At 55.2% G+C, this 21,374-nt stretch carries 17 protein-coding genes and 2 pseudogenes; 8 read left to right on the top strand and 11 right to left on the bottom strand.

The genetic code is table 11. The features are described 5' to 3' along the window. The first annotated feature begins 76 nt into the window (after positions 1 to 76). The gene (locus MLC59_RS12555) at positions 77 to 1,369 is read left to right on the top strand and encodes an ATP-grasp domain-containing protein (protein ID WP_248234638.1); all 1,293 of its coding nucleotides are present in this window, start codon (positions 77 to 79) and stop codon (positions 1,367 to 1,369) included. 60 nt (positions 1,370 to 1,429) lie between these two features. Here the strand turns inward: MLC59_RS12555 and MLC59_RS12550 are convergent, their stop codons facing one another. The 9 genes from MLC59_RS12550 to MLC59_RS12510 form a co-directional block, all read right to left on the bottom strand. Continuing rightward, positions 1,430 to 1,888, bottom strand: coding sequence for an ATPase (locus MLC59_RS12550; RefSeq protein WP_248234637.1), 459 nt, complete (start codon positions 1,886 to 1,888; stop codon positions 1,430 to 1,432). 200 nt (positions 1,889 to 2,088) lie between these two features. Beyond that, on the bottom strand, positions 2,089 to 2,475 hold the full coding sequence (locus MLC59_RS12545) for a DUF302 domain-containing protein (RefSeq protein WP_062785101.1): 387 nt from the start codon (positions 2,473 to 2,475) through the stop codon (positions 2,089 to 2,091). A 24-nt stretch (positions 2,476 to 2,499) separates the two neighbouring features. Then, entirely contained in the window at positions 2,500 to 4,860 is a 2,361-nt protein-coding gene (locus tag MLC59_RS12540) for a heavy metal translocating P-type ATPase (protein WP_248234636.1), read from the bottom strand. Then, positions 4,853 to 5,080 (bottom strand): DUF805 domain-containing protein, encoded by a 228-nt coding sequence (locus MLC59_RS12535; protein ID WP_096006448.1) that lies wholly within the window; start codon positions 5,078 to 5,080, stop codon positions 4,853 to 4,855. Before MLC59_RS12535 ends, MLC59_RS12540 begins: the two co-directional genes overlap by 8 nt. A gap of 27 nt (positions 5,081 to 5,107) precedes the next feature. Continuing rightward, entirely contained in the window at positions 5,108 to 6,463 is a 1,356-nt protein-coding gene (locus MLC59_RS12530) for an APC family permease (RefSeq protein ID WP_149600501.1), read from the bottom strand. 11 nt (positions 6,464 to 6,474) lie between these two features. Beyond that, complete coding sequence (locus MLC59_RS12525; protein WP_248234635.1) at positions 6,475 to 6,828, bottom strand: hypothetical protein; 354 nt, start codon at positions 6,826 to 6,828, stop codon at positions 6,475 to 6,477. A 152-nt stretch (positions 6,829 to 6,980) separates the two neighbouring features. Then, positions 6,981 to 7,730 carry a copper resistance protein B gene (locus MLC59_RS12520; RefSeq protein ID WP_248234634.1) on the bottom strand — a complete coding sequence of 250 codons (750 nt, stop codon included), beginning with the start codon at positions 7,728 to 7,730 and terminating at the stop codon, positions 6,981 to 6,983. Continuing rightward, positions 7,727 to 9,508: a copper resistance system multicopper oxidase gene (locus MLC59_RS12515; protein WP_248234632.1), complete on the bottom strand. Its 1,782-nt coding sequence runs from the start codon at positions 9,506 to 9,508 to the stop codon at positions 7,727 to 7,729. The genes MLC59_RS12520 and MLC59_RS12515 overlap by 4 nt, the downstream gene beginning before the upstream one ends. An 89-nt stretch (positions 9,509 to 9,597) precedes the next feature. After that, a complete protein-coding gene (locus MLC59_RS12510; protein ID WP_248234631.1) occupies positions 9,598 to 10,131 on the bottom strand; it encodes a cupredoxin domain-containing protein in 534 nt (177 codons plus the stop codon). Positions 10,132 to 10,334: 203 nt separating this feature from the next. On the opposite strand from MLC59_RS12510, the gene MLC59_RS12505 reads away from it, so the two are divergent. Both MLC59_RS12505 and MLC59_RS12500 read left to right on the top strand, forming a co-directional pair. Next, the gene (locus tag MLC59_RS12505) at positions 10,335 to 11,003 is read left to right on the top strand and encodes a response regulator transcription factor (RefSeq protein WP_248234630.1); all 669 of its coding nucleotides are present in this window, start codon (positions 10,335 to 10,337) and stop codon (positions 11,001 to 11,003) included. After that, the gene (locus MLC59_RS12500) at positions 10,987 to 12,327 is read left to right on the top strand and encodes an ATP-binding protein (protein WP_248234629.1); all 1,341 of its coding nucleotides are present in this window, start codon (positions 10,987 to 10,989) and stop codon (positions 12,325 to 12,327) included. Before MLC59_RS12505 ends, MLC59_RS12500 begins: the two co-directional genes overlap by 17 nt. Before the next feature lie 177 nt (positions 12,328 to 12,504). On the opposite strand, the gene MLC59_RS12495 is transcribed toward MLC59_RS12500, so the two are convergent. Continuing rightward, a complete protein-coding gene (locus tag MLC59_RS12495; protein WP_248234628.1) occupies positions 12,505 to 12,864 on the bottom strand; it encodes a hypothetical protein in 360 nt (119 codons plus the stop codon). Between the two features lie 132 nt (positions 12,865 to 12,996). On the opposite strand from MLC59_RS12495, the pseudogene MLC59_RS20150 reads away from it, so the two are divergent. After that, a pseudogene (locus tag MLC59_RS20150) lies at positions 12,997 to 13,217 on the top strand (ISL3 family transposase); the annotation flags it as partial. Here MLC59_RS20150 and MLC59_RS12490 read toward each other — a convergent pair. Continuing rightward, entirely contained in the window at positions 13,216 to 13,515 is a 300-nt protein-coding gene (locus MLC59_RS12490) for a hypothetical protein (protein WP_248234627.1), read from the bottom strand. The pseudogene MLC59_RS20150 and the gene MLC59_RS12490 overlap by 2 nt on opposite strands. 197 nt (positions 13,516 to 13,712) lie before the next feature. Between MLC59_RS12490 and MLC59_RS12485 the strand changes: the two are divergent. The 4 genes and pseudogenes from MLC59_RS12485 to MLC59_RS12470 form a co-directional block, all read left to right on the top strand. Next, positions 13,713 to 13,941: pseudogene (locus MLC59_RS12485) on the top strand (IS1380 family transposase); the annotation flags it as partial. Positions 13,942 to 14,887: 946 nt separating this feature from the next. Continuing rightward, the gene (locus tag MLC59_RS12480) at positions 14,888 to 15,487 is read left to right on the top strand and encodes a hypothetical protein (RefSeq protein WP_248234626.1); all 600 of its coding nucleotides are present in this window, start codon (positions 14,888 to 14,890) and stop codon (positions 15,485 to 15,487) included. Beyond that, a complete protein-coding gene (locus MLC59_RS12475) occupies positions 15,480 to 17,861 on the top strand; it encodes a hypothetical protein (RefSeq protein ID WP_248234625.1) in 2,382 nt (793 codons plus the stop codon). Before MLC59_RS12480 ends, MLC59_RS12475 begins: the two co-directional genes overlap by 8 nt. Beyond that, positions 17,858 to 21,118 (top strand): site-specific integrase, encoded by a 3,261-nt coding sequence (locus MLC59_RS12470; RefSeq protein WP_248234624.1) that lies wholly within the window; start codon positions 17,858 to 17,860, stop codon positions 21,116 to 21,118. The genes MLC59_RS12475 and MLC59_RS12470 overlap by 4 nt, the downstream gene beginning before the upstream one ends. Positions 21,119 to 21,374 lie beyond the last annotated feature (256 nt).

The raw sequence follows: 21,374 nt of genomic DNA, 5'->3' as shown, positions 1-21,374 counted from the left end.
CTGAAAACAGTTGCGAAACATGCATTCGTTTGACCAGAATCAAGGTGGAACGATTCACAATGACCATGGACGACCAATGCAAGACGTGCCCCAGGAAAACCAGCGAACAACCAAAACCCACGCCGACCAGCTCAACCGGCAGTGTTACTGCATCACCCTTGACCGAAAAGCGCTCACTGACAGCCTCCAGAAGCAGTTTTCAGACACTGGGAACGAGGCGCCGGCCACTCCCGAGATCCATCATTTCTTTTCAAACACGCCGGTTTTTGTTCCCCAGGCTGACATCGCGACGATGGAGCGGATTGTTCAGGCGATCGAATTCGCAGCCGAGCTTCCGCCCTATAAGGAAAGAGCTCTGTCCTGGGCGCCGGACATCGCCGGTTTTGACCCAGGCCCCATCGGGGCCTTCATGGGCTACGACTTTCACCTGGGCGAAAACGGACCTCAGCTGATCGAAATCAACACCAACGCCGGCGGCGCATTTCTGAACACGGTATTGGCCCGGGCTCAACACCGATGCTGTGACCCGTCCCAGCAGACCGCTGGCACCAACCGTGCACTGGATGGGTTCGAGGACGCGGTGTTTGCCATGTTCCAGCAGGAGTGGCAACGGCAAGGTGGCGACTCGACGCCCGGTTGCCTGGCCATTGTGGACGATGCCCCTGAATCCCAGTTTATGTTCCCGGAATTCCAACTGGCCCAGCAGTTATTCCAGGCCAGAGGCATTGAGACCTTGATCCTCGACCCATCGGAGCTTGAGTATGTTGATGGTGCTCTGAGCGCCCACGGCAAGCCTATCGGCATGGTGTACAACCGCCTGGTGGATTTTGCCTTGGAGGCCCCGGCTCTTGGGGCGCTGAGGCGCGCCTACCTCGACGGCGCGGCGGTCGTCACGCCCAATCCACGCGCCCATGCGCTGATGGCCGACAAACGGAACCTGATCCTGCTATCTGATGCCCAAACCCTGCGCGACTGGGGCCTGAGTGAAACCGAGGCAGGATTTCTGGATAGAGCTGTACCGAAGACCCGGCTGGTTTCAGCAAGTGATGAGGCGGAGTTGTGGAGCAACCGGCGTAAACTGTTTTTCAAACCGGTAGCGGGCCATGGCAGCAAGGGCGTCTATCGGGGCGAAAAACTAACCCGCCGCGTTTTCGAAGAGATCCTGAAGGGTGATTACATCGCGCAGAACTTCGTTCCCGCCGGAGAACGCATCCTGAGAGTGGATGGCACGGTCACCACCAGAAAGGTCGATATCCGTTTGTACACCTATGCCGGGCAACATCTGCTTGCCGCTGCCCGTGTGTACCAGGGCCAGGCCACCAACTTTCGAACGCCGGGAGGTGGCTTTGCGCCCGTCTTTGAGGTGTGAAGGTGAGCCTCAATTGGAAACATTCAAAGGGATTAAGCCGTCAGCAAAAGTGCTCGGATCTCATAGATCCTGCATTCGGCCAACCTGACGAGCCAGTCTCATCGACTCATTTTCCTCCATCGCCAAAAGAGATTCGAACAGCTCTTTTGCTTCTGGAATTTCGGCTTTTCCAATCAGCGTTTTGTAGAGATCAATAATCTGATCATGAAAGTCGAACACTTCCCGGCAGATACCATCAAAATCAAGCTTCGCGTAAGGCTCGTCGCAGGTTCGATGAGTTTTGATCGGATTATGGGACAGGTAGTCGTACACCCGAGTTTCCAGTGCCTTCTTATCCCCTTGGTGCTCAAACTCGTTCACGATCTGCTCTATTTCCGATTCATGAGCTGCCAGATAATCCAAAAGCGCACGGGCCCGTTCTTCCTCGTGCTTTGTTGCGCAATGGGACAGACAGCTCGCCAGATGTGAGTGCAGATCGCGCGTCCAGTCGATCAGTTGTCCAAAAGTCTTTATATCCATATCTTTTTTCCTTTTTTCCTTTTTTCCTTTTTTCCTTTTTTCTTCTCCATAATATGACTGACATCAAATAGGTATCCCGTCGTCAAATGAGGAGTCCTATTTGCATTTCCAGTGTTCAGTTGGGCTATGCGCTCGCCTGGCTAATTCGCTAATCCATTGCAAACCGCAGGCACTGCAGCAAATCGACGCCTCTACCGGCTTCAGATCGATTCCACAACCTCAGAGAGCATATCCCTGACCTTCCCGGCAACCTGCTTGAGCTCGTCATTATCGATGGCGCTCATGGAAGCCAATGGATCCACTGCACTTACCTCAATGCCCTCCGAAACCTCACGAAGAATAACGTTGCAAGGCAGCATGGCACCCACGCGAGGCTCCACACCGATGGCTTCCCAGGCCATGCCAGGATTGCAGGCCCCGAGAATCCGATAGGCCTGCATATCCTTGTCCAGCTTTTTCTTCATGGTGGCTTTGACATCAATTTCTGTCAGCACACCGAAGCCGTGATCAGTGAGGGCCTGACGCGCTCTTCTGTCCACGTCCTCGAAATCGACATCTTTGATAACTCGATCGATTGTGTATGACATAGCTACCTCCAATGATTCAGAAGTTCATTGCTTTGACCCGAGTTTCACCACCCTCAAACGCAGCGCATTCACAATCACGCTGACCGAGGACAGCGACATGGCGGCCGCTGCAAAAATGGGCGACAGCAGTATCCCGAAAAACGGGTACAAAACCCCTGCCGCTATCGGAACACCGGCGGAGTTGTAAACGAAGGCGAAAAACAGGTTCTGACGGATATTGCGCATGGTCGCCAGAGACAAACGGCGCGCCTCGACAATGCCCATCAGGTCGCCGCGCAGCAGCGTAATGCCGGCGCTTTCGATGGCGACATCGGTCCCGGTGCCCATGGCCACACCGACATCCGCCGTTGCCAGTGCAGGCGCATCGTTTACGCCGTCACCCGCCATCACGACAACACGGCCTTCGTCTTTCAGGCGCTGGACGATCTTGCCCTTATCTTCCGGCAGGACTTCCGCTTCCACTTCGTCGATATGCAGTTTTCGGGCAACTGCTTCAGCTGAAGTGCGGTTATCGCCGGTCAGCATGACCACCCGGATGCCGTCTTTTTGCAGCGCGGAAATAGCGGCTTCGGTGGTTTCCTTGACCGGATCGGCAATCGCCAGCAACCCTGCGACGTTTCCGTCGACAGCAGCAAAAATCACGGTAGCACCATCTTTTCGGAGCTGGTCGGCGTCGCCGTCAAATCGCGTGGTGTCGACATTTTCCGACTCCATGAGAAGGCGGTTACCAAGTAGCACCCGCTTGCCGTCTATTCGACCGGTAACCCCTTTACCATTCGGAGAGTCAAAGTCTTCCGCATCCGGAAGCTTCAGGTCCATGCCCTTGGCTTTATCGAGTATGGCGTGAGCCAGTGGGTGCTCACTGCCTTTCTCCAGGCCGCCTGCATAACGCATGAGACTACTGTCATCGAACCCGTTGGCCGCGACAAGCCGGGTGACTTGCGGCTTGCCCTCTGTCAGCGTGCCGGTTTTATCCACCACCACGGTGTCCACCTTCTCCATACGCTCCAAGGCTTCCGCATCGCGAATCAGAACGCCACTTTGAGCACCGCGTCCGACACCCACCATGATGGACATGGGCGTCGCCAAGCCAAGTGCGCAAGGGCAGGCAATGATCAGAACACTGACCGCTGCAATCAGCCCGAACGCCATAGGCGGCGTGGGCCCGAAGAATGACCAGGCTATAAAGGCGATAATGGCGATCACGATCACCGCAGGCACAAAATAACCCGCCACCTTGTCGGCCAGGCCCTGAATGGGCGCGCGGCTGCGCTGGGCGTTCGCCACCATCTGCACAATCTGGGACAGCATGGTGTCACGGCCAACCTTGTCGGCCCGCATGATAAAGCTGCCCTGCTGGTTGATACTGCCGCCGATCACCTGGTCGCCGGATTTTTTGCTGACTGCCAAAGGCTCACCGGTCACCATGGATTCATCCACGTTGGAGCTGCCTTCAAGCACCTCGCCGTCCAACGGCACCTTGTCTCCCGGACGCACCCGCAAGCGGTCACCGACCTTGACCTGATCAAGCGACACATCGGATTCGCTGCCATCGTCGTCCAGTTTTCTGGCCGTCGCCGGTGCCAGATCCAGCAGGGCCTTGATGGCACCAGAGGTTTTCTCTCTGGCGCGCAATTCCAGCACCTGCCCCAGCAGCACCAGCACCACGATGACAGCAGCCGCCTCGAAGTAGACGGCGACCGACCCGTCTTCCTGCCGGAAGGCGCCTGGGAAGATCTGCGGCGCCAGGGTCGCCACCAGGCTGTAGATCAGCGCGACGCCGGTACCAATGGCAATGAGCGTAAACATGTTCAAGTTACGGCTAACCACGGATTTCCAACCCCGGACGAAGAAGGGCCAACCGCACCAGAGCACCACAGGCGTTGCCAGCACCAGTTGAATCCAGTTGGACGTCTGCGGGGCTATAATGTGATCGAGTCCGGTGAGGTGCCCACCCATCTCCAGTACCAGTACAGGCAGGGCCAGCACCAGGCCGATCCAGAATCGGCGGGTCATGTCTTTGAGTTCTTCCGAAGGCCCGTCGTCCAGGCTTACCTGCTCGGGCTCTAGGGCCATGCCGCAGATTGGGCAGTCCCCTGGCCCTTGCTGCCGAATCTCGGGGTGCATGGGACAGGTATACATAGTGCCCGGCGCTACCGGCTCTTGCTGTTTCTTTTCCCAATCGAGGTACTGCTCAGGGTCCTCGTCGAATTTGGACTGGCAACGCGACGAGCAGAAGTACCAGGTTTTACCGCCATGCTGGCTGCGGTGTTCCGCGGTATGCGGATCGACTGCCATGCCGCAAACCGGATCCTTGGCGGTGTGCCCGCCAGGTTCTTTATCGGCGTGGTGATCGTGGTCATGGGCGTGATGGTGCTCAGCCATTCTGTTCTCCTGTTTTATCGGCGGGCCAGTCTGCAAATGCAATGAAATACAGCAGAACCAGATTGACGATAGGGATCAGTATCAGTACACCCATCCACCCCGGATACCCCGTGCGCTGGCAAATACGCCAGGCCGGAATGACGACCACAATGGCAATCACCAGCATCCACAGCCAGTGGCCTGCCCACATGGTGTTCCCGAACATGTTATCTCCCATCATGGCAATAGCCTCTCTTCCTGATTCTGGTTAATGGTGACGATGCGCGTGACTCTCTTCCTGTTTCGCTTGCGCGGATTCCGGCGATCTTTTCAGGAAAATCTGCTCGGAGACTGCAAGCACAATCATGGTGACCACTGCCACGCCGATGACGAACGGGTCCGTATTCAGTTTTACCCAGACAAAGCCGCCCAGAGCCAAAAGATCCAACAAGATGGCTGTAGTTGGCACCCAGGTGTTGGCCTTAATGTCTTTGCGAAGATAGCGCAGTACACCCCAGTGAATGGCAATGTCCATAATCAGGTAAAACACGATACCCAGCGCGGCAATTCGTGACAGATCAAAGAAGGCGGTGAGGATCAGCCCCAGGACAACGGTATACACCAGTGTGTGTTTCTGGATGCTGCCGGGCATGCCAAAATGCCGATGTGGTACGAGCTTCATCTCCGTCAGCATCGCCAGCATGCGGGATACCGCGAAGACGCTGGCGAGAATACCGCCCGCCGTGGCCATCATGGCAATAGCGACAGTAAACCAGACACCGTAATCGCCGAGAGCGGGACGCGCAGCAGCAGCGAGGGAGTAATCCTGCGTTTCGATAATTTCAGCCAGTGACAGGTTGCTGGCGACCGCGAAGCCCACCAGCGTGTAGATCACCACGCAGGCGGCAATGGAAATCACGATGGCGCGCCCGACGTTTCGCTTTGGGTCTATTACTTCCGAACCACTGTTGGTGATGGTCGTAAAGCCTTTGAACGCCAGAATCCCCAGTGCGGTTGCGCCCAGGAAGTTGCCCAGCGCTCCGGCTTCACCGGGCTCCGAAAAATCAACCGCGACTGAGTCGGCAATCCAGATCCCGACCAGACCGAAAATCAGTATGCCGCCGATTTTCAGGATCCCGATAAAGGAAGCCACCCCTTGAATCATCCGATTGCCCAGCAGGTTGATCAGAAAGGCCGCAAGAATGAGCGCCACGCCGAGAATGGGCACCATGCGGCCACTGTCATCCCCGCCGAAAAGTTGCATGGTGTAAGAGCCAAAGGTCCGGGCCAGGAAGCTCTGAGCGATGACCATGGAAAAATACATCAACAGGGCGTTGAAAGCCGTTGGCAGCCGGTTTCCGTAGGCTTTATGCAAGTACATGCCAATGCCCCCGGCCGACGGGTAGGCGTTGGAAATCTTGATATAGGAATACGCGCTGAAGCCAACAATCAAGGCCGCCGCGAGAAAGGCCAGCGGGAAAAGGACACCGGTCATCTGGGCCATCTGCCCGGTAAGTGCAAAAATACCGGCGCCAATCATGACGCCGGTACCCAGCATCACCGTCCCTGACAGAGTGAGACTACCTTCCTGGTAGCGAGTGCTTCGATCTTCCTCCCTGTTCATTCAACCTCCTGTTATTTTTTCATGGGTGGAATCTTGGAACAGCAGAACGGCTCATGCTTGGCATTTGCCCGGACGTTGTCGTCGGTAAACCGGTACCAGGCCAGTTTGCGCCGGGTCCACCATCCGGTTTTCAATTGGCCACCGCAGGCCTTGACCAGTTCCAGTAATTCATCGACAGACCAGTGGGTTCCGTCATATGTCACCCGCAATGTGCCATTCGGTTTACGCTCGGCGAAATCAACGCAGGGGTGGTGGTTAAGATCGTGGATGAGATCCTCCCACTGACCTTCTCCCATCCCCTCGATGGCCAATTTCCGGCGCAACAAAAACTGCTCCTGATTGGTTGCTTTGTGTGCTTTGGTCATGGGGTGACACCTCTCTTCCTGATGACTTCTCCCTGTATCAAAACACTTCAATCTGAACTGCGGCTGAAAATGGACACAGACTTTCGGTGGATTTGAGTTACATCAAATCATAGACGAAAAAGGGCCGTGGGTTTCCCCATGGCCCATCAGCATCAGAATGCGATTCGAGCGCCGATCACGGCAAACCAGTCTTCTGTACTTCCGCCGCCGGTTTCAGCTAGATCTGCGGTATCGCCGTATTTTCGTTCATGCACCACACCGACATAGGGTGAAAAGGCGCGATCAACCAAGTCATAACGCAGACGCAGCCCAGCTTCGGTGGAGACCAGACCTTTGCCAACGCCAATTTCACGATCCTCACTGAACGCGACCGTCGCATCCAGTGTCGCCCCTAGGATCCAATAATTGGTTAGCAATAATTCATACTCTGCGTCCAGTTCAGCGGACGTCTCACCTTCATTGCTCACATACAGGTTGGCGTCAACCTCAAACCATTGCGGTGCAAGCCCAGCGACACCCAGCACGGCATAAGTGCGATCCGGTCCTTCAGGGGTGTCGAAGCGAACACCCGCTTTGGCGTCGAAGAACTTGGAAATGGGGATCTGGCCGACCAACTGGTTTTCCAGTGTTTCGTAGGCCTGCTCCTCTATCTCGTATTCACCGGTTGTGAGCAGCCGGACTTTAAAATCGTCGGTGCCATAGAAGGCATCCGCATTCCAGACGCCCAGCTCCTCGTCATCGTCGCTATAGCGGTATTCAAACTCCTCAAATTGCACACCCCAGGTTGTGAGCGGCTGTTTACGAGCCGTGGTGTCGGAAATCATTTCCTGAGCTGTCACCGCCGTTGAGAAACCAACTGTGGCAAGAAAACTGACGGCGACAAGTGATCGAATACAACTCATGCCTCACCTCCATCTTCACCAATCACGTCTGCTTTGGCCTGCGTCGACTCTGGCCCACCTTCAACAATGACCTTGCGGAACATACCAGCGGCCGCGTGATAGGACAGGTGACAGTGGAACGCCCACTGACCGGGCGCGTCGACCTCGGTTTCCATGTAAACCGTGGTGCCTGGCTGCACACTGACCGTGTGCTTGATCGGGTTCCATTGGTCTGCACCAACATCGAGAATGGACCACATACCGTGCAGGTGCATAGGGTGAGTCATCATGGTCTCGTTCACGAATTTGAAGCGAACTCGCTCACCGTATTTGAGACGAATTGGGTCTGCGTCTTCGTACTTGACGCCATTAATGCTCCAGGTGTAACGCTCCATATTACCGGTCAGGCGAAGCTCTATTTCCCGGGTCGGTTCCCGGTCTTCGTACAGCGGATCCTGAGCCTTCAAGTCAGCGTATGACAGAAACTTACCTCCATTCGCCGCTTTGGGCATGAGGCCGCTGCCCTTGGCATAGAAAGGATCGCTTTTATCTTCTTTTCCCATCGTCATGGCACCATGGTCCATACCGGACATGTCCGAATGATCCATAGCTTCCATATTGGAATGATCCATGCCGTCCATGTTGGAGTGGTCCATCCCCTCCATAGAAGAGTGTTCCAGCCCGGACATATCTTCTGAGCTGTCCATATCCATGTTCCCATGATCCATGCCCGCCATGCTGCCATGGTCCATACCAGGCATACCGCCCATATCAGCCATGGTCAGTCGGGCAGCTTCACGAAGTTGCGGCACTGCCGCTTCCATGCCCTCTTCGGGGGCCAGTGTTGCCCTGGCGTATCCGGAACGTCCCATGGATTCAGCGAAGATGGTGTACGCCTGCTCATCCTTCGGACGTACGATCACGTCGTAGGTTTCCGCTACTCCGATCCGAAATTCATCGACACTAACCGGCTGAACGTTGTTGCCATCGGCCTGAACCACCGTCATATCCAGACCGGGAATCCGGATATCAAAGTAGGTCATGGCCGAAGAGTTGATGAATCGCAGCCGGATGCGTTCGCCCGGTTCAAAAAGCCCAGTCCAGTTCTGGTCCGGCCCCTTACCGTTGATCAGGCCCGTAAAGCCTTGCAGGTCCTCAACGTCAGCTTTCATCATGCGCATGTCGCCCCAGGCCATCCGGTCTCGGACCGTATTCATCAGCCCATTCTTTGACACGTCCGAGAAAAACTCACCCACGGTTTGCTGCTCGCGGTTGTAATAGTCCGGCATCATTTTCAGGTTGCGCATGATGCGGTCACCGGAATGGGGGTGTTTATCAGTCAGCTGTACCACGAATTCACGATCGTAGCGGAACGGCTCACGGCCCTCGGGCTCAATGACAATGGCACCATAGGCCCCGTCTGGCTCCTGAAAACCGGAATGGCTGTGGAACCAGTAGGTGCCCGCTTGCTGGATAGGAAATTCGTAGGTGAACGTTTCACCCGGCTTGATGCCAGGGAAACTGATACCTGGCACACCGTCCTGATTGAAAGGCAGGATCAGACCGTGCCAGTGAATGGACGTCATCTCATCCAGGTTGTTGGTCACATTGATCTTGACGGTTTCACCTTCCTTGAAGCGCATCACCGGTCCCGGAGATGCACCGTTATAGCCAATACCTTCTTTCACGAAATCGCCGGTATCAATTTCGACCCGATCAACCGTGAGATCATATTCGCCGGCCATAACCGATGTAGACATCAGCAGGCTTAACAACACCGAACCTAAACGGCTTTTCATGCTTGTTACTCCAAATAGCACTGCACCAAGGACCCCACAGGAGAAATACCTGTAGGCCCTCTGCTTCAACGCTTTACTAGTGAGCTGAGTTACTGAACCTTAACGTCACCGTACATCCCTGCCTGGTAATGACCCGGCACATTGCAGGCGAACTCGATATTGCTGTTATCGGAAAACTTCCAGATGACTTCCTGGCTCTGGCCCGGTTCCAGCAGGACGCTGTTGGGGTCATCGTGTTTCATGGACTGGCCGTTCCCCATGTCCATTTCCATCATGTCGTGGTTGAGTTTTCCGCCCTGGATGACGCCATGCTCGACCATCATCATCATTTCCTCCTGATGGCCCTCGTGCATCTCTGGGGTGCCGATGTTGAATTCGTGAACGAGGTTCCCTTTGTTCTCCACCATGAACCGCACCGTTTCCCCGGGGCTTACGGTGATTGATTCCGGTTCATAGTAGTTGTCGTACATTTCGACTGTTATGGTTCGGCTGACCTCTGAGGCTTTGCCGGGCTCACCACTCGCAGCGCCGTGACCATGGCCTCCACCATGGGTTCCAGCGGCAAAGGCGGTCGCCGACAATGAGATAGCCGCAGCAGCAACGAGAAATTTTGATATGGTCATATATCTTCTCCCTTGAACAGATTTGGCCCTGGAGGCCGGGTTGTCTCACTCAAAACTTGAGCAATATCCAGAAACGGTTGCTACCATCGCTCAGCAACCTGAATCCATGCTGAAAATCGGAATTATTTTTTGTTCAGGCCCAATTCAGCTTGGGCAGCAACACTGGCGGGCTTTGATGTTCAAATTGGGAAGGAAGATCAGGAATGCGATTACTTCTGGTGGAAGATGACCCTCTGCTGGCAAACGGGCTAAGCGCCCAGCTGGAAAAGGCCGGTTTCAGCGTGGATACCGCCCGTACAGCACGGGAGGCCCGGCAACTCGGGCAGCAGGAAAGCTACCGGGCCGGTATTCTTGACCTGGGCCTGCCCGACGGCAACGGTCTGGACGTACTGAGGCAGTGGCGGACGCATAAGGTCAGCTTCCCGGTGCTGATCCTGACCGCCAGGGGAGACTGGCAGGACAAGGTCAATGGACTGAAGGCCGGCGCTGATGATTACCTCGCGAAACCTTTCCAGACGGAGGAACTGATTGCCCGGCTTCACGCCATCGTCCGGCGAAGCGAAGGCCGAATAATGGATACCCTGACAGCGGGCCGATTCGAGCTGGACGAAAATCGCCAGACGTTAAGAGCCGGTGACCAGACCGAACATAGCCTGACCGGTACGGAGTTCCGCTTGCTCCGTTGTCTGATGAGTCGACCCGGGCAGGTTTTCTCGAAAGAACAGCTTCTGGACCAGCTATACAGCCTCGACGACACACCCAGCGAAAACGTTATCGAGGCCTATGTGCGGCGGCTCAGGAAGCTGGTGGGTCCGGACACCATAAAGACCCGACGTGGTCAGGGGTACCTGTTCGATGCCGATAGCCGCTAGACCTCGCTCAGTCAGGGGGATGCTCCTGATTCTGCTGCTTCCGGCCGGTATTGGCCTGATGGCGCTGGCCTGGATCATCCATGGGGCCTTGCTGGAGAGGATGTCCACGGACTTTGTAGAAAGCCGCCTGAAAGATGAGGTGGCTTTTCTGGAACACCAGATCCGCCAGTCCGGCGGCCGGATTGATACACTCCAAACCGGCGACTACTTCCAGGAAGTGTTCCACCATGCCTTCGCCATTGCCTCTCCGTCCCGGCAGTCCATTTCACCGGAAACCTGGACTCCGCTGCTGAGGCCGTTGCTCTCGTCCGAGCAGGAGGGAGCCGTAAGAGTCCGGGATGCTGAGGTACCCGCTGCGCCTTCCGAAATGCTTGGGTATCGCCGTGCCTTCACGGTCGACGGAAATTCCTTCGTGGTCATTGTTGCCGAGGATATGGAAGCACTTCAGCAAAGTCAGGCCGAACTCCACACCTGGACTGCCGTCGTCTCGGTTTTACTGGTCACTCTGATGGTCGGAAGCATATGGGTGGGCATCACTCTGGCCCTGCGGCCAGTAGTGGGCCTTCGGGCGAGCCTGAAAAAGCTTCAGTCAGGCGATATCTCCCGTATTAACGCAGACGGCCCGGAGGAGTTCCGGCCCCTCGTTCAGCAACTCAATCAGCTGCTGGATTCACTGGATGACCGGTTGGAACGCTCCCGTGACGCCCTTGCCAACCTTTCCCACAGTGTGAAAACGCCCATAGCGGCTGTCAGACAGATCCTGGAAGACACCAGCCGACCGCTTGATGAGAACCTGAGACGGGAAATGGCGTCGCGCCTCGACGACATAGATGCTCAGCTGGAGTCAGAAATGCGGCGAAGCCGGTTTGCAGGACCACAGGTCGGTCAAAGTGCCTGCCCGGTCAAACAGGCCCGGGACCTGCTGTGGATGCTCGGCCGCCTCTACCCCGATAAATCTTTTGAACTGTCAACGGATCTGCCTGAACACCATCGCTGGCCTGTTGAGGAGCATGATCTGAACGAAATCCTTGGCAACTTGCTGGATAACGCAGGCAAATGGTCGTCCCGCTGGGTGGAGCTCACGCTGGGTGAAGATCAAGGCCAGTTAAAAATCATCATCAGCGACGACGGGGCCGGCGTCTCAGAAACAGCCCGGTCACAATTGGGCAAGCGCGGACTGAGGCTCGACGAACAAACACCCGGTCATGGATTGGGGCTGGCTATTGTCCACGCGATAGTTGAGCGTTATCAGGGACAGGTTCATTACACGTCCAGTAAAGCGGGAGGTCTCTCTGCAGTTGTTGAAATTCATGGTTCAGATTGATTCCGCGTCACGGTCTTCCCAGTATCAAGTGATACTTCCCACCATAATAACCCTAACGCTGTAGTGACATAGTGAAGACCACCGATCTCTGAAGTCTTCTGTTGGGTCCTGTCAGTAAAATGACTGAGGGCCAGTAGACTGGCCCTGACAACTCTTACTGCCCCGCTAAAATGATGCCTAATTCCAGTAGTACGTGTGGCCTGCCTTGGCGCCATCCACAAAAACATCAACATATCGATAGGTCATCGTACAGCCTTCCGGGTTGCCACTCCCCCCAGACATCGGATCCCACTGACACATTTTTCCATGTACATAATGCTCGGGAACGGTTTCGCAGACCCTCGTTTTGTCCCAGCCTCCCAGGCCATACCCGTAATCGTTGTTTTCAACCCACTCGCACACTTCCCGCTCCGGGACGTAGGCTGCAAAACCATACGTGTGAGACATATTGCTCCCGCCACTGCTGCCGTCAGCACTAACCGCGCACGAAGAGAACGGCGGCAAGGGCGGCTCGAAGTCTTCCAGGCGGTCCTTCATCGCGGATTTCGCCGCACCGCATCCGGATGGGAATCCCCCGGGCTCTCTTCCATTTCGTGTGGAATCGGTCGCCAGCTAACGCCTTTTTGAGTCATACTCCCTGATATCTTCTGACCTCCAGCGAACATCTCTATGAATCCGGAACTCTTGTTCACACAAGCCTTGGGTCTGACGTCACCATGGGCTGTCGATGACATCGATTTTGACCCAAAGGCCCAGCGTATCGATTTCCGGGTCTCCTGTGAGGCGAAGCAATTACCGTGTCCTGGTTGTGGGCGAGCTGATCAGCCTATTCACGACCGGAAACCGCGAACCTGGCGGACTTCTTCCAGTTTGCCGCCTACGTCTATGCTAATTTTTCACACAGAATGGAAGAGAGCGCCATTTCGCTAAGCTGTAAAAACAAATATCCATGCGATTACGTGGTTCAATGAAGTAACCGTATTGCCCGCTTATCCGGTCCATCTCTTCACTTCCCTCGAGATCCCAAAAATAGAAAAGTGCCTCTCCGTCGATAATCAAGCAAGCAACATAATGATCATCGGGGCCTCGCTCTTCTTCTGATGCCCAGCGGAAATCAGTAGCTTCTCTCAGTGTCAACAGTTCTGCAATGGCTTTTTGGAGATCAGTCACATTTGCGTCTTCAGGCATACATTGTGCCTCCTCGTAAATGAGCCCAGTCTAGAACAGTTTTGTACCGGCGTTTCCGGTGCCAGAATTTGCGCTCTAACAAGCCCCTGAATCCGTGAGTTGCACGAGCTGAACTTGCGCCCTAAGCCTGCAACAGGAAGGCCTCGAACGATAAAATAACGCCTGCCATCCATTCGCCCAGTCAGTACTTTCAGCTCATCCGTACATTTACTTTCCAGCAATCCAGAACCAAAGTCTATACAACAGGCTCTGATTGGACACTATCTGAATCGGCACACTTCGCTGACCAAAGTCGCTCGCACCATCACCAAGGGGCACGTTATTCCATACATTGAACTGGTCGAGAGCTCCCTGGGCCTGATTACCTCGGGCAAGAGTGACTTCGAGGCGGCCAAGCCGGCGTGCACGAACTCATTTTTTCGATCTCACGACCAAACAGCTCATGGTCTTGGCCTTAGGCGTGGCGGTCAAAGCGTAGTAGCTGATGTGCTTACAGTGTTTGCACGCCGAGAAGCCAGCATCCATCAATTCTTCCGCACTAATTTCCTCCCCTTCGGATTACTTACCGCCCAAGATAGCCTTCAGCGTCGTTGCGGAGGAGCCAGCTTGCGAAAGGTGAATTCCACGATGCCGCGTACGGTCCTGACGGGAGTTTGGGATACCTCTCCTGCGCATCGAACAACGCGGGCAAGGTCTTGATGGCCACTGACAATAACGATTCGGGTCTGCTTGGCCAGAGCTTCAGCCAGCTACTCCGATTAACTCTGGTGGCCCAAATCACGATCTATAGAGCGAACCGCCTCTTCCAGAGCCTGTTCAGACTGGCAGATGGTGCCCTGAAGCTGACTGCCCAGAATGGTTCGCTCGGTGACGACGATGATCGAGCTGGGTAGCTTGTTACCATCATTATCCTAAAGCTGGGCTGACTGATGGGCTGCAGGGGCAGTGGAGTTGGATTTGCCGGAGACCACGTACTGTGCTGGATGAGATAGCGCTAACCTGCACCTTTCCTCGCGGGTGGTCCTGATTAGTTGGTTGACCACGCCCCACTGGTGGTGACCGTTATTCTGAGCCCGGTTTCTGGTCGCTGCTGATTGAGCCCTATCCAGAAGGGCGTGGCTACCCGCCAAACCCGAAATTCCACACCCGGCGTTTCGCCGCACTAATTCACTCCACAGTTACTCCAGCCAAGGCTTGCCTTTCCGTAGCTGTTGCAGCTTCGATGTTGTTGCGCTGCCCGACATAACATTCATCTAGTAAATGCAAAACAACGCGTCATTTTTTTAGATTATGAACTTTCGCTCCACCCCCGGTTTTGGAGGGTTTTTCTGTGGGATTCTGAGCGGGCAACGATCAAATAGGAGATTAGTCCATGTCCCAGTCCCCGGAAACAACCTGGTTTCCAGGAATCAGACTCACACATGTCCGAGTGAGTGAGCTTTCAGCAATCCCGGATATCGAACCCTCCGCCCTGGAGGTATTGGTGGCACCAATACCTGCGATGAGAAAAAGAGAGGCGTTCACGACTGCAGTGGTACAACTTGCAGCCTCCCTGCATATGCCAGTTGTATGGCAGCCGGAGACGGGCAAGCGGTTTTTTCGTGTGCTGGCCAATCTTCGCACGGCTGAGGTTTGCCGACAGCAGTTGGCACCGGGAGAGCGAATACCCGTTCTCGTAGTCAGCGATCTACCGGCCCATATCTCGACAGGAGAGCTCATTGCATTGGCCGGGTTCGTTTCGTCGATCTGGCATGGGCTGGATGCCACCTCGTCCGGAAATCTATTGAATCAGCAAGCGACTCTCATTCACCCCGCGACTATGGCTCGTTACCTGCCAGAGCTATCGACGAAATTGGGTCGTGAGCGTCTCCTCGGTCTGAACCGCCGTTACCAAATCCCGAAGCGAGCTCAGGCTAAGTCGCCTACATCGCAAGAGTCACTGGCTCTCGCGCAGGAGGATGGTGATGACTAACTTTGTCGAACTGACGGTTGAGGGCCAGCTGAAGGACCTCGTGCGCCCTCGCCCGGACTGGTTTGAGATGAATGCGATCGAGGACGGTCTGGCGAAAATCATCCCCGAATTTGCAACTCTGGGTATCGACCTCCCCCATAAAGACTCACTGCTCACCATCTGTGCTCAGGGGCGAATAGATAAAGCTGTTAATGTCGATAAAGAGGCTAGTCAGGGCGTCAGGGGTCTGAAGGGGCTCTTTCCACAGCACGCCGCCATCATCGAGCTAGGCCGACGAGACCAAGTACCTGAAGCCCTCCTACGACTCTCAGCCCTGATTATCGTATGCGTGAGCGATTGGAGCCGAAAGCTTGAACCCTCAGCCCGTGACGCACAGGACGTCGTCATATTCGATCGCCGCGTAGAGGGAGTTTGGCGCCAGATCCGTCTAATTTCGCAGCCAGGGCTAAATCGCCTGCCGCCCGTAGTTGGCGACGTGGAAGAGTTCTACAGCCGCCTAGAGGAGACATTGGAGGATATCGATCCGAGAGAGGCCGAGGCGCTAGGTCAGGATTATAGCTACCTCACTGAGATCGCCAGATTTTTCAATTTTTATTTAGGTGGGGGGCGGATTTATCAGCGCTCCCGAAAACACGGGGACCAGCCACGGAAGATTAGGCCTGTTCCTTTGCCTCAGAACGTGCTCGATACTGATCCTGATTCAGATCTGGATGCTGGTTCCTCTCCGGAAACCGCGGTTATCAGTCGTCGGCGCCCTGAGGAGGTGAGAGCGACCGAGCATTATCTGGCGGGCAACTCCCCTGATGAGGTCGAGGACGGTCCGCGGCTAATTAAATCAGCGCGTCCTCTGTCGACCGGCTTGGGGGGCAATCCGGTACAGGCGGCAATACGTGTGGCCAATCGAAAAATCCACCAGCGGCGAGCCGCACAGCTGCTGCCTGGACGGTGGCAGACATTGAATGAGGCAGAAGTTCGTTCACTTATCTCCGCAATTCTGAATCCGGAAGTAACGCTCGGTGCGAGCAGCAGAGCGATCCTTTTGTTGAGCCTGCTCACCGGGCGTGATCTGGATGCCGTGTTTGAGACAAGCCTCGTTCGAGATGCCAGCCAGGTACCGAAGGCCAACTCTATCCAGGATATAACAGCCATTTACGTGGTTGCAGAATCTCGAGAGTGGGTTGTCAAAGCGCTGCAGCCAGAGTCGCGCCGGACCCGGAAAAAAGCCTGGAAGAGCGTTTTAGCAGACCACGAACCCCTACTTTATCTCCCTATCCCTGAATCGTTTTGGTCAGTGCTGGAGCCATTAGTTGCTGACAGAAAACGGCAAGTTAAAAAGCGATCTGTAAAGCTATTTAGCAATGTAAGCCACGAGCGCGCGAACGCTGAAATCACGGCTTTCTTGTCATCTATCAATAGAGGCAATCGAGGCCGAACCACCCTCGCCCGTATAGCCTATCACCTCACTGAGGAGTTACACGCGGAATCTGGCGACCTGATTGAAGCATCGCTTGTCACAGGTCGTCAGCCACCGTACGGCGCCTCAGCGGCAATCTACTATCACCATTGTGACCGCCAGAAATTACTGGACCAGTATTCGAGCGTCACTCGCCGCTGGCAGTCTTGGGTTCTCGCAGACAGCGCATCAGCGCCCGAGTGCCAGCGAGCATTGCTTGATGGAACCGTAGGTTCAGATCTCGTCATTGATACGCCGGTGGTAGCTGACCTGTTTAAGGCGCTCCGGGAGCAAGTTGAATATGACCGGGATCTGCTCGGCACCCTCGAAGGCCTCCGCGTTTTTCATAACTCTCTAACCAACTATGTCGTGCTCATGCTGTTCTGGATGAGCGGATATCGTGCCGTTCAAGACCCCCTGTCCGAGCAATGCGAATTTAACCACCGACGACGGTGGCTGGTTATCGCTGATAAAACAGGGGATGGCTACGGCCACTGTCGCATGGTTCCAGCTTGTCAGGTTCTGGCGGATCAGCTGGTTGCCTATCACTCTCACGCCGAATGGCTGAGGAACCGTCTGTCACTGATTATTGAAAACCGACAGCATGGGTCTTTTTTGTTCTACCTCGACACACAGCTCGACGAGGTTCAGTTGCGTCCAGCGTCAATGGAGACCTTGCTGGAATGGGCCTACGTCTTGCCCTTAAACCTCAATCGCCACTGGCTACGCGGTGAGTTGCGTCGACTCGACGTCTCTGGACCCTACGTTGATCGTTTTATGGGGCACTGGTCGATGGGGCAGGAACCATGGGGGAGGTTCTCGGCGGTTGACCCTGTCGATTTTCATGGGGTTCTGGACAGTGCACTCGGTCAGTTGGCCGAGAAGATCGGTTTGCAGGTGGTCGAGGGGATTGCAAGATGACTGACACGTTCGATGGTGTTTATGAGCCGTGGGTTAGCCCGATCTCAAAGCTCGCCAGAGCGATAAAAAAGCACGGCAGCCAAGATTCGTTGGGCGCCAAGCGCCGGGAATTTAATCGCATTAAACAAAAACATGCCTGGCTGTCAGCGGCGATCCAACGGCTTCAAGACGGGTACCCACAACTGTATCGCGGTAGTCGAGAAGTTGAGCTATCTGCCAAGCAGATTGACGAGCTGTTCGAGGAGGTTTGTCAGGATTCCGGTGGCTACCAACTAAAAGAAATTCAGCATTATCTGGTGGTTGGGCTCGCACAGGGTGTTAGAGAGCTGGGCTGGCAAATGCCTGTGCCGGCACCGATAGCAATCAGCCGGGTTGAGTCGTCCAATGCAAATCCGGAAATGTTCCGGCGCCTCCAGCAATTCGATGAATTGGATAATGCATTTTACGCCCGACTGGAATGCGCTGAGGGTTCAGAAAAGCCGGACATCGTACATGACGCAGGCGAACTGTTGTTCTCGTTCTGTTTTCATTCTGGAGTTTGCAACAAGACATGGCTCAAGGAGATCCCGAACGGTATTCGTGCAGGGGCGGGTGTTGAACAGGGTATCGTCTGGCTGGACCTGGGTGAGGAAAACAACCTCGAGAATACCGATTACCAGGACCGAAGAAGGCGCGTATTCCTGGCGCCGGTTACCCAAATCCTCCTCTGGCGCTGGTATCAACGATGGGGAAAGACGTGGCCGAAAGATCCCAAATCCCTGAAGTATCGATCTTTTGATAACCTGCTTGAGCAGTTCACGAAAAAACTTTGCCAGTTGGCGGGACTCACCTCCAGTGTTGCTGGTAGTTGCCTGCGCCTGTCCGAGGCAAATCTCGTAACCACGCTCCCAAGTACCATCGTTCATTATCTGCTTAGCAATCGAATCGGACCACCCTTGACTGCGGGGAACTGGCACCGATTGCTGACCGATCAGCGATATAAAAGCACTCAGTCTGGTAAAGACCGGGAAGGAGAAGTGAGCCCCGCCGTAAAGCTGGTACGGGTGAGCGGTCAATTCCCGGATCAGAAAAAGCTCTATAAGGAGTTGCTCAAAGGCATCAAGGACGAACCCAATAATGTGGGCCGCGAGTTCATCAGCACGTTCGTGGACAAAGAGGATGTCTCCCCAATCCTCCAACTGATGGCCAGTTGGGCAGGTCACCTTCTCGAGCACGGTGGCGTGGTAAAAAAGAAGCTTTCTGACCGCTCAGTTATTCGGTATCTCGACTGGATAAAAGGGATACTCGTATATGCGGACGATCTATCCGACCCTCTGAACGTGGACGAGGACAGCTGGCAGGCGATCTATGACGAGATCGTAGCCAATGCTCACGGAGCAGTGGCTGACTGTGCCGGACGATTATCCGCTTTCCATCAGTTTTTGGTGCAGGGGTACGGTATCCCACCGGTCGACATCGCCGGGATGAGTGCCGACCGGCAGGTAGATGCCCGCATCCTGACGCCTCGCGAATACCAGAGGATACGAGAAGCACTCCAGCACCGGGCCGCTCATGACGACCTCGCAGAGTGCCAGGAGCTCATTCTGATCCTGGGTTACCGCTTGGGGCTGCGCCGTGGTGAGGCTTATAGCCGATTGTTTGGCGATTTCGCAGGGCTGGATGACCCACTCGTCGAAAAGCCCGAACTGCTGGTTCGTCCGAACAAAAACGCGCGGATAAAATCGGAAACCTCCACGCGCCGTCTGCCGATTCATATCCTGCTGACCCAGGATGAGCTGACTACACTGCGTCGCTTTTATCAACGCCAGCAGAGCGTTGTTGCAGGTAATGCTGCAAAAAGGCCGGTGTTTGCGGAGGTGGCTGGAGGATACTGGCCTGCGGTCACCTCACGTGTTTTCGACCCGATTACCGATCTACTCCAACAGGTTACGGGCGACGAGAACTTCCGTTTTCACCACCTGCGACACTCGTTCGTCACGTTCACGTTTTTACGGTTGCTGGAACGGGAGCCGAGTGAGTTTATCCCCTTGGAGTGGCGCCAGGACGAAACCGGAGTCGACCTACTACCGGCAGTTGGACATCGTCTATGGGAGAAAGCTGGTTTACCAGATACTGGGCAAGCCTTATGGTTGATGGCGATGTGGGCTGGGCACGCCTCGCCTCAGGTCACCGTAGAATGTTATTCCCACCTGATGGATTGGATTGTCGGGTGTTATCTGAGCCAGAGGCACGATCCAAAGTTGTCCCTTGAATGCCAGCAAGTACTGCTTGATAAGTCACCTTCAGCGTTGGAGAGGTACCGGAGCCGTAAACAGCTTACCGGGTCACCAACACCGGCAAGTGTGCTTTGCGCAGTATTGGCAGAAAGCTGGCCCGTGGCCGGTCGAAAAAAGCCTCCCTCCATGCAAGAGCACCAACCGCTTGTCCATGAAAACAGTGAACTGCGAATCAAGATCGGATGGATGGACGCATACAACCTGCAGCTGTGGTCTATCCAATCGGTAACGGAACACGGCATGGAGAAACCTCGAGGGCTGATGGCCGCCGCCGAGCTAGTGGGCATATCCAGTGAGACCGCTGAACGCTGGAACAAGAACGCCAGGTCTGTCATGTCCATGACAACCAACCGCGAGCGCGCGCCCCATAATCAGTCGGCTCTTGTCTCGCCTAGCCCTCGCCCCAAGTTATCTCGGGGCACAGAAGACGTTATGCGGTCGCTGGAGGAAAAAGATCTTTCGCGTCGTTTACCGGAACTTCCAGGCCAATTCCTGGCGCCGCCCAATACGCCAGATACCCAAAACTACGCCGAAAAGTATTTCTTGGGGCTTGTTGATTGGTTTGAGCGTGACCCTGAGCATGCGGAACTGTGTATGCGAGCGGCTTTGGAGAGCTCTCAAAGGAGTAAACCTGAGATCCGACCGCGTGGAGCTGTACGGCAGCGACTGTTCTTCGATCTGCTCCGTGAGTTAGGGCTCAAGAGCCGGACAACGTTGTCCATCAAAATTGCTCCAGAGACGGACCGAAAGCGGGTCAAAAAATTCTGGTCTGACTATTTCGGAGTCCCTCCCTCGAGTATTACCTGCAAGCTGGAAACCCTACCGAAGAAACTAGGCATCAATGGCCGCTGCCATATCTCGGTAGATGCACCACCGGCTCTAGACAGAGGTCAGAACCTGTTTTGGTCAACGTTGAGATTTGCATTGCTTTCGGCGTATGTCGTCTGCGCCAACGAAAGCGTTGGTGGGGAGGAAGGTTGATGCGCGTCTCATAAAAGGGTCAGGCGGCTGCTAAAAACCTAGCAGCCGCCGCCAGGCTAACTAGGCTCAATAGCCTGCACATGCAGAGTAGACGCCCCTGGTTGGCAACCAATCCGCAGCACCGCAGAAACCCGCTGCCCCGGAGTGGGACACCACCCCGATGGCATGCGGAGCTCATGCATGATGGCCACGACATGTCGGCCCCGGCAGAGCAGGACCAGACGCCACACCCGCAGGCCAAAATAACGTTTCGGCA

The organism is Marinobacter bryozoorum (genome assembly GCF_023156245.1).
GTDB lineage: Bacteria > Pseudomonadota > Gammaproteobacteria > Pseudomonadales > Oleiphilaceae > Marinobacter > Marinobacter bryozoorum.
The sequence above is the reverse complement of the archived record's forward strand: the minus strand, read 5'-3'. Positions and strand labels throughout refer to the sequence as shown.

Coding starts and splice junctions, on each gene's coding strand:
- MLC59_RS12500 (WP_248234629.1), top strand. CDS start 10,987: ATGCCGATAGCCGCTAGACCTCGCTCAGTCAGGGGGATGCTCCTGATT.
- MLC59_RS12470 (WP_248234624.1), top strand. CDS start 17,858: ATGACTGACACGTTCGATGGTGTTTATGAGCCGTGGGTTAGCCCGATC.
- MLC59_RS12520 (WP_248234634.1), bottom strand. CDS start 7,730: ATGAGTTGTATTCGATCACTTGTCGCCGTCAGTTTTCTTGCCACAGTT.
- MLC59_RS12515 (WP_248234632.1), bottom strand. CDS start 9,508: ATGAAAAGCCGTTTAGGTTCGGTGTTGTTAAGCCTGCTGATGTCTACA.
- MLC59_RS12490 (WP_248234627.1), bottom strand. CDS start 13,515: ATGCCTGAAGACGCAAATGTGACTGATCTCCAAAAAGCCATTGCAGAA.
- MLC59_RS12475 (WP_248234625.1), top strand. CDS start 15,480: ATGACTAACTTTGTCGAACTGACGGTTGAGGGCCAGCTGAAGGACCTC.
- MLC59_RS12505 (WP_248234630.1), top strand. CDS start 10,335: ATGCGATTACTTCTGGTGGAAGATGACCCTCTGCTGGCAAACGGGCTA.
- MLC59_RS12525 (WP_248234635.1), bottom strand. CDS start 6,828: ATGACCAAAGCACACAAAGCAACCAATCAGGAGCAGTTTTTGTTGCGC.
- MLC59_RS12535 (WP_096006448.1), bottom strand. CDS start 5,080: ATGATGGGAGATAACATGTTCGGGAACACCATGTGGGCAGGCCACTGG.
- MLC59_RS12540 (WP_248234636.1), bottom strand. CDS start 4,860: ATGGCTGAGCACCATCACGCCCATGACCACGATCACCACGCCGATAAA.
- MLC59_RS12480 (WP_248234626.1), top strand. CDS start 14,888: ATGTCCCAGTCCCCGGAAACAACCTGGTTTCCAGGAATCAGACTCACA.
- MLC59_RS12550 (WP_248234637.1), bottom strand. CDS start 1,888: ATGGATATAAAGACTTTTGGACAACTGATCGACTGGACGCGCGATCTG.
- MLC59_RS12545 (WP_062785101.1), bottom strand. CDS start 2,475: ATGTCATACACAATCGATCGAGTTATCAAAGATGTCGATTTCGAGGAC.
- MLC59_RS12555 (WP_248234638.1), top strand. CDS start 77: ATGCAAGACGTGCCCCAGGAAAACCAGCGAACAACCAAAACCCACGCC.
- MLC59_RS12510 (WP_248234631.1), bottom strand. CDS start 10,131: ATGACCATATCAAAATTTCTCGTTGCTGCTGCGGCTATCTCATTGTCG.
- MLC59_RS12495 (WP_248234628.1), bottom strand. CDS start 12,864: ATGAAGGACCGCCTGGAAGACTTCGAGCCGCCCTTGCCGCCGTTCTCT.
- MLC59_RS12530 (WP_149600501.1), bottom strand. CDS start 6,463: ATGAACAGGGAGGAAGATCGAAGCACTCGCTACCAGGAAGGTAGTCTC.